General features: G+C 63.7%; 8 protein-coding genes. 4 read left to right on the top strand and 4 right to left on the bottom strand.

Features of this window, described 5'->3' with window-relative positions; all coding sequences use genetic code 11:
- The first annotated feature begins 86 nt into the window (after positions 1-86).
- Together MU516_RS07635 and MU516_RS07640 are read left to right on the top strand one after the other, a co-directional pair.
- A complete protein-coding gene (locus MU516_RS07635; protein WP_260276615.1) occupies positions 87-2,273 on the top strand; it encodes a YjbH domain-containing protein in 2,187 nt (728 codons plus the stop codon).
- A complete protein-coding gene (locus MU516_RS07640; protein ID WP_260276616.1) occupies positions 2,270-2,935 on the top strand; it encodes a YjbF family lipoprotein in 666 nt (221 codons plus the stop codon). The genes MU516_RS07635 and MU516_RS07640 overlap by 4 nt, the downstream gene beginning before the upstream one ends.
- Before the next feature lie 193 nt (positions 2,936-3,128).
- Here MU516_RS07640 and MU516_RS07645 read toward each other — a convergent pair whose 3' ends face one another.
- The 4 genes from MU516_RS07645 to MU516_RS07660 form a co-directional block, all read right to left on the bottom strand.
- Positions 3,129-3,332: a hypothetical protein gene (locus MU516_RS07645; RefSeq protein ID WP_425606820.1), complete on the bottom strand. Its 204-nt coding sequence runs from the start codon at positions 3,330-3,332 to the stop codon at positions 3,129-3,131.
- A 197-nt stretch (positions 3,333-3,529) separates the two neighbouring features.
- Positions 3,530-4,312 (bottom strand): metal ABC transporter permease, encoded by a 783-nt coding sequence (locus MU516_RS07650; RefSeq protein ID WP_260276617.1) that lies wholly within the window; start codon positions 4,310-4,312, stop codon positions 3,530-3,532.
- An 18-nt stretch (positions 4,313-4,330) separates the two neighbouring features.
- Entirely contained in the window at positions 4,331-5,104 is a 774-nt protein-coding gene (locus MU516_RS07655; RefSeq protein ID WP_425606821.1) for a metal ABC transporter ATP-binding protein, read from the bottom strand.
- Positions 5,101-5,604 (bottom strand): Fur family transcriptional regulator, encoded by a 504-nt coding sequence (locus tag MU516_RS07660; protein ID WP_260276618.1) that lies wholly within the window; start codon positions 5,602-5,604, stop codon positions 5,101-5,103. The genes MU516_RS07655 and MU516_RS07660 overlap by 4 nt, the downstream gene beginning before the upstream one ends.
- An 84-nt stretch (positions 5,605-5,688) precedes the next feature.
- Here MU516_RS07660 and MU516_RS07665 point away from each other — a divergent pair, with 84 nt between their 5' ends.
- Positions 5,689-6,672 (top strand): zinc ABC transporter substrate-binding protein, encoded by a 984-nt coding sequence (locus MU516_RS07665; protein ID WP_260276619.1) that lies wholly within the window; start codon positions 5,689-5,691, stop codon positions 6,670-6,672.
- 130 nt (positions 6,673-6,802) lie between these two features.
- On the top strand, positions 6,803-6,979 hold the full coding sequence (gene hemP, locus MU516_RS07670; RefSeq protein WP_209055989.1) for a hemin uptake protein HemP: 177 nt from the start codon (positions 6,803-6,805) through the stop codon (positions 6,977-6,979).
- Positions 6,980-7,321 lie beyond the last annotated feature (342 nt).

Raw genomic sequence — 7,321 nt, forward strand, 5'->3', positions numbered from 1 at the left:
CACCCCGATGGCCAAATCGCGACGGCGGGCTGCAAAGTCCCGCCGTCGCGGCTATGATCGCGGCAATTGCCGAACGAGGACCAATGATGCGCCGATCCCAGCTTATCAGACGCCTTCTGGCCACCACCCTGCCGGCCGCCCTGGTCGTCGGGTCGGCCACATCGACCGCGGTCGCCGACCCGATGCTGGCACGCAACATGTCCAGCTTCGGGATGCCCGGCGGCATCGACACCCCCACCGCCGAGACCCTGCCCGACGGCACGCTGGGTGGCACGCTGTCCTATTCCGATTTCGCACGCCGGGCCAACGTGACCTTCCAGGCAATGCCCGGCCTGACCACCGTGCTGCGTTACTCGCGCATCGAGGGTATCCCCGACGGCGACGACGACTATATCTCGGACCGATCCTTCGACCTGCAATACCAGATCGTCGACGAACAGGGCTGGCGTCCGGCCGTCGCGGTCGGTCTGCGCGATTTCCTGGGCACCGGGGTCTATTCGGGCGAGTACATCGTCGCGACCAAGAACATCACGCCGACGATCCGCGCCTCGGCCGGTCTTGGCTGGGGGACACTGGCCGGCAAGAACCGCGTCATCGACACGCAGGACACCGGCGGCAAACCGAATGTCGACGACTGGTTTTCCGGCGGCGCGAAGCCCTTCGGCTCGATCAGCTGGCAGGTCAACGACAAGCTGAGCCTTGTCGCCGAATATTCGAACGACAACTATCTGGCCAGCTACAGCGACGGGCGCACCTATCGGCAGGGCGATACCGAGCCTGACAGCAACATCAACCTTGCCGCGTATTACCGCCTGGGCCGCGCCTACGAGGTCGGGGTCTATACGATCGGCGGCGAAACCTTCGGCGCCCAGTTCTCGGTCGCGCTGAACCCGCGCGAGGCACCCTATCCTTCGGGACTTGAAAAGGCGCCGGCACCGGTGCGTCCGCGCCCATCCCCGGCCGCCGATCCCGAAGGCTGGTCTGGCAGCTGGTCACAGGATCCGACCGCCCAGCCCGCCATCCAGAAAGCCCTGGGCGACGCGCTTGCCGATGAGGGTCAGATCCTGGAATCGATGGCCCTGTCGTCGCGCCGGGCCGAGGTCCGCATCCGCAACCAGCGATATGTCAATCAATCCGAGGCGATCGGACGGACCGCGCGCCTGATGACCCGCGCGCTGCCGCCTTCGGTCGAAACGTTTGTGATCACCTCGACCGCCGATGGCATCCCGACTTCGTCGGTCACGCTGTCGCGTTCCGATGTCGAGCGACTGGAAAATACCGAGGCCGGACGGATCGCCGCCGCCTCGACGATCAGCGATCCGGAATTGCGCCCTGTCGGGCTGGTGCGCAGCGAGGACATCTATCCGCGCTTTCGTTGGGCCATTAAGCCATATCTGGATCTGGGCGTGTTCAGCGCTGCGGACGGGCTGACCCACGAAGTCGGCGCCGAAGCACGCGCAACCTACGAAATCTCGCCGGGGCTGGAGTTGACCGGCGCGCTGCGCCAGCGGGTGTTCGGCGACGTCTTCCAGCGTGGACCGGGTATCCCGGGACAGAACCGCGAATATTATACCCCCGAAGAATACCTGGCCGATCCCAGCCTGGAAACGACGCCCGAAGGGGTGCCACGGGTGCGGTCGGACACGCGGATGTACACCGGCAACCATGATCCGGTGATCCCGGAACTGACGCTGGCCTGGTACACGAAGCCCACCGAAAACGTCTATACCCGCGTTACCGCCGGTCTGCTGGAACGCGCCTATGGCGGCGTGTCGGCCGAGGTTCTGTGGAAGCCCGCTGCCTCGCCCTTCGGATTCGGTGCCGAAATCAACCGCGTGCGGAAACGCGATTTTGATCAGCTGTTCAGCTTCCGCGATTACGAGGTCACGATGGGCCACGTTTCGGCCTATTACGAGTTCGCGCAGGGCTTCACCGCCCAGGTCGATGTCGGCAAGTATCTTGCCGGCGACAAGGGCGCGACCGTCAGTCTGACCCGCGAATTCGCGAATGGCTGGCAGATCGGGGCCTATGCCACCAAGACCGATCTGTCGGATGAGGAATTCGGCGAAGGCAGCTTTGACAAGGGCATCAGCCTGTCGATCCCGCTGGCCTGGGCCACCGGCCAGCCTTCCCGCGAACGCGTACAGACCACGCTGCGGTCCCTGTCGCGCGATGGTGGCGCGCAGTTGAACGTCAATGGCCGTCTTTACGACCGCGTCCGCGACAGCCAGTCGGTCAAACTGTATCAAGGCTGGGGGAGGTTCTGGCGATGAAACCTGCACGCAAGATCGCGCTGCTCGTCGCAGCGCTTGCCACCCTTGGCGCCTGCAGCAACGGTACTGCCGACGAAGGCGATCTGGGCCCGCTTGGTGCCCTTGCCTCGGTCGCCGGCGATGTCGTCGCATCGCGAGGAAGCCGCGGTGACGAAACACCCGCCGCTCCGCCGAAATCCCCTGCCGAGGCCGCCGTCGAGGCGCTGCGGGTCAATCCCGCGCCGCTGATCCAGGCGGGCTTCGAATCCCTGGGCCGCACGCAAGTCATGGCGATGACCGGCCAGAACGGGGCGATGCGCACCTATATGACACCGGCCGAAGAAGCCCTGATCCTGCGCAACGGCATGCTGATCGGCACGCGCGGTCTGGGTCACGATCTTTCGGTGGCCGAACCGCAGACCGAAACGCTGATCCGGTCGGGTCGATCCGGCAATGGTAAGCGCGTCATGCGGTATTTCAGCGGCGACGGTCTGGAACGGCCCCTGCAGTTCGATTGCAGCGTCGGCGCGGGGCCGAATCCCGGTGTCATGGTGGAAGACTGCACGGGCCACGGCCTCAGCTTCCAGAACAGCTATATGGGACAAGGCGGCCAGATCGCGGTGTCCCGGCAATGGATCGGCCCGACGCTTGGCTACGTGACCATCCAGACGCTTCGTCCCTGACACGCAGGACGCGAATTCGGCGTTTGATCGAACCGGCCCCTAGGGGCCGGTTTTTTTCGTGTGTGCGGCTGGAGATACCGACGCGATGCAAGGACGCATCGGCACTCGAGTCAGGCTCGCAACAACGAAAAGGGGGCTGACCCGAAGGCCAGCCCCCTTCAAAACGAACCGGATAAACCGATCCGTTCCGAAATCAGCTGTCGTCGTCGTCCGAAGCGACGGCGGCGATCACACCCAGCAGCAGCAGGGCGGGAACAACCAGGCCGGCGTTCGAGCTTGCGGGCTCTTCTTCGACGACGACGGGCTCAACGTCGACGACGGGTGCAACATAGCCACCGGCCAGGGCGGAAGTAGCGGTCAGGCCGAGAGCGGCAGCGAAAGTAGCGAATTTGGTCATGATCATGCTCCGTTTCGTTGAAAGCTGCCGTCTCCGGCAACATCGATGCGACAGTTACACAATCCCGAACGGTTGAAAAGCAGCATTAAATCAAATCCCCCGCGGGTCCATGTGCACTGTTGCATATTGGCCAACACATCGCGCGGTGCAGGGTTCCGATCTGCTGGTTACCCAAGCAAGGCTGTAACAAAATTGCCCTAAAAGCGACGAAAAACCTGCCCCAGGACAAAGAAAACCGCCGCCGCAGCAACGATCGAAGGTCCGGCCGGCGTGTCGAGGCGCAGGCTTGCCCACAACCCGCCCGCCACAGATGCCGCAGCGATTGCCGTCGCGCTGGCGGCCATCCGCTCGGGTGTCGGCGCCAATCCGCGCGCCGCCGCTGCGGGAACGATCAGCAGAGCCGAGATCAGCAACGATCCGACCACCCGAATCGCCAGCGCCACAACGACGGCCAGCGCGACCGACAACACCAGCCTTTCGATGCGCGGATCAATTCCGGCGGCCATCGCAAGTTCGTCGTTCAGGGTCGATGTCACCAGCCTCTGCCAACGCCAGATCAGTGTGCCCAGAACAAGCGCGCCCCCGGTCCAGATCAGGGCCAGATCGCCCCGGCCGACAGCAAGGATGTCACCGAACAGATAGCTGGAAAGATCAGCCCGCGCCGACGGCACGAAGCTGATCGCGACAAGACCGATGGCCAGGGCCGAATGGGCCAGCACGCCCAGGATCGTGTCCATCGACTGGCCGCGCGAAGACAGCGACGAGACCAGCAGCGCCATGGCCAGCGCCACAGCGACGGTTCCGACATAGATCGACATGCCGAATGCCAGGCTCAGCGCCACGCCCAGAATCGCGGCATGTGCCGTCGAATCCCCGAAATAGGCCATGCGGCGCCACACCACGAAGCTGCCAAGCGGCCCGGTGACCACGGCAAGGCCCAGACCTGCCAGCAGGGCGCGAATGAAGAAGTCGTCTAGCATTGTCCCTGCCCCGCCACGTCAGCCGTGGTGATGATGGTGGTCATGATCGCAGCCCTGATCCGGGACTGTTGCGTGATCATGGTCGTGGTCGTGGTGATGACGATACAGCGCCAGGGTCCCCTCGGCCCCGGCACCGAAGAGGGCGCGGTATGCGGGATCGACGCTGACATGCGCGGGCGTGCCTTCGCAGCAGACATGTCCGTTCAGACACACAACCCGATCGGACGCCCCCATCACCACAAGAAGATCGTGACTGACCATCAGCACCGCCGCGCCTGTCTGGCCGCGCAGATCCTCGATCAGCTTGTAGAAGGCGACGATGCCGGGCTGATCAAGTCCCTGCGTCGGTTCGTCCAGAACTAGCAGGTCCGGCACATGAAGCAATGCGCGTGCCAGCAGCACACGCTGGAACTGGCCGCCCGACAGCTGCGTCAACTGCCGCCGCTGCAGGCCCGGCACGCCGGTGCGCTGCAAGACTGCCGCCGCCTCGTGGTCAGAGATGCGGCGCGGCAATGACAGGAATCGCCTGACGGTCATCGGGATCGCAGTGTCCAGCTGAACGCGCTGCGGGACATACCCGATTCGCAGTTCCGGCCGCCGCGAAACCTGTCCGGCGGCAAGGGGCATGTGCCCCAGAAGCGCGCGTACAAGCGAAGATTTCCCCGAACCGTTCGGCCCGACGACCGTCACGATCTCGCCCGGATCGATTCGGAAATCGACGGATTGCAGCACGGTTTCGGCACTGCCGGGACGATGGATCGTCAGGTTGCGCGCTTCGATCAGCGCGGTCACGCGGCATCTCCGGCGGCGCAGGCGGGGCACAGCCCGACAGCTTCGATCGTCGCACGTTCGACCGTGAAGCCGCTGTTGCGCGCAACATCCGTCAGCGCATCGCGTACCGGGGCGGCGGGCAGTTCGGCAAGTTTTTCGCAGACACGACAGATCAGGAAGGCCGGCGCGTGATCCTGACTTGGATGCAGGCATGCGGCAAAGGCATTCAAGCGCTGAAGCCGATGGGCAAGTCCATGTTCGACCAGAAAATCCAGCGCGCGATAGGCAACGGGGGGTTGTCGCCCGAAGCCTTCTTCCGCAAGCCGATCAAGCACCTCATAGGCGCCCATGGCGCGATGCGCCTCAAGCAGGATTTCCAGCGTTCGACGCCTGACCGGGGTCAGCCTCGCGCCCTGAGCCGCCACGCGCGTTTCGGCGGCGGTCAGTGCGTGGGACTGGCACGATGCGTGATCATGGGGCGCAAAGGGCGCGCCGGCATCCGAGGGGTGTTCTTGTGTCAATTCATGTAACTTTATAACAATTCGGTTGACTTGTTACCATATTACATAGACATGTTTGCCCCCGCAACAAACCCCGAGGTTCTCATGCGCTTGCTTCTCTCGTCTGCAATCCTCGCCGCACTGGCGGCACCTGCTTATGCCGCACCCCCTCGGATCGTCACCGACACGGCAATTACCGGCGCGCTGGTTGCGCAGGTTCTTGGCGATCTTGGGGAACCGCATATCCTGCTGCCTTCAGGTGCCAGCGTTCACCATTACCAGATGCGCCCGTCCGATGCGCAGGCGCTGCAATCGGCAGGGCTTCTGGTCTGGTTCGGTCCTGAACTGACCCCGTGGCTGGATCGGGCGGCCGGCAGCAGCGGCACGAATGCGCCACAACTGAAACTTCTGGACGCAGATGACGTGACATTGCGCAGCTATGCCGAGGATGGCCATCACGAACATGGCGAAGGTCACGATCATGAGGAACATGACCACGAAGGGCATGATCACGATCACGAAGACCATGACCACGCACATGAACATGGTGACGACCATCACCACGACGGCACAGATCCCCATGCGTGGCTAAACCCGGCGAATGCCGCGCCGTGGCTGTCGGCGATCGCGGACGAACTGTCCGAGCTGGACCCGGATAACGCCGCAACCTATGCCGCCAATGCCGAGGCCGCCACACATGAATATGTTGCGCTGGATCAGAAGATGGCGCAGCAGCTGACGCCGCTGAAGGACCAGAGCTTTGTCGTCTTCCATGACGCCTATGGCTATTTCACCGAGCATTTCGGGCTGCGGCCAGCCATCGCTGTGTCGCTGGGGGACGCGACCGCACCTTCTGCCGCGCGTCTTTCAGAGGTTCGGTCACAGATCGCGGAATCGGGCGCAAGCTGCGCTTTTCCCGAATACGGTCATGATCCCAAGCTGATCGATACCGTGATCGAGGGGTCCGATGTCGGCATGGGTGACGAACTTGATCCCGCGGGAGCTGGGCTGTCGCCCGGCCCGACGCTGTATCGCGATGTCCTGCAGCAGATGACTGATACGCTAAGCACCTGCATTAATACGGAATAACGCCGTAACAGGCCGGGGCGGACACATGCCGTGGACCGCCCCACTTAATTTCCGACTCTTTTACTTTGACTTTTCCGATTAAATTTGTCAGCTTTTCAGTCATCGCAACTGATACCGCAAGAGGCTGACCATGACCGCTGCCCGCCCTGCCGATTTCTCGTCCGCCGCCACCAGCGTTCTGGCGCGCATTCCACAGCACGATGCGACCCAGCTGACGCGGGGCGGCAACCAGGCGCTGATCGTTCTTGATGATCAGATCTATCAGCTTCGAATCACGCGTGCGGGCAAGCTGATCCTGACGAAATAAGAAAGCGGCGCCCCACGGCGCCGCCTTTCGAATTTACCGCTTCGGGCCAGACGGCTTGCCACCCGGGCGCCCGCCCGGCTTTCCGCCGGGCCTACCCGAGGAAAAACCGGACCCGCCACGATCCGCGCCCTTGAAACCGGGCTTTCCAGCGGGTTTCCCAAACGGCTTCCGCCCTCCGTCTCGCGTGCCCTGCGCGCCTGCCGGCTTGCCACCAAAGCTGCGGCGTGGACGGTCCGATTGTTCGCCATCGGTGCGCGGACCGCGAGCACGATCAGACTTCTCCCACGGCTTGCCGCCGCTTGCCGGACGGTCTGCACCGGGCTTGCCGCCAAAGCTGCGGCG

Source organism: Paracoccus maritimus (genome assembly GCF_025195095.1).
Taxonomy (GTDB): domain Bacteria; phylum Pseudomonadota; class Alphaproteobacteria; order Rhodobacterales; family Rhodobacteraceae; genus Paracoccus; species Paracoccus maritimus.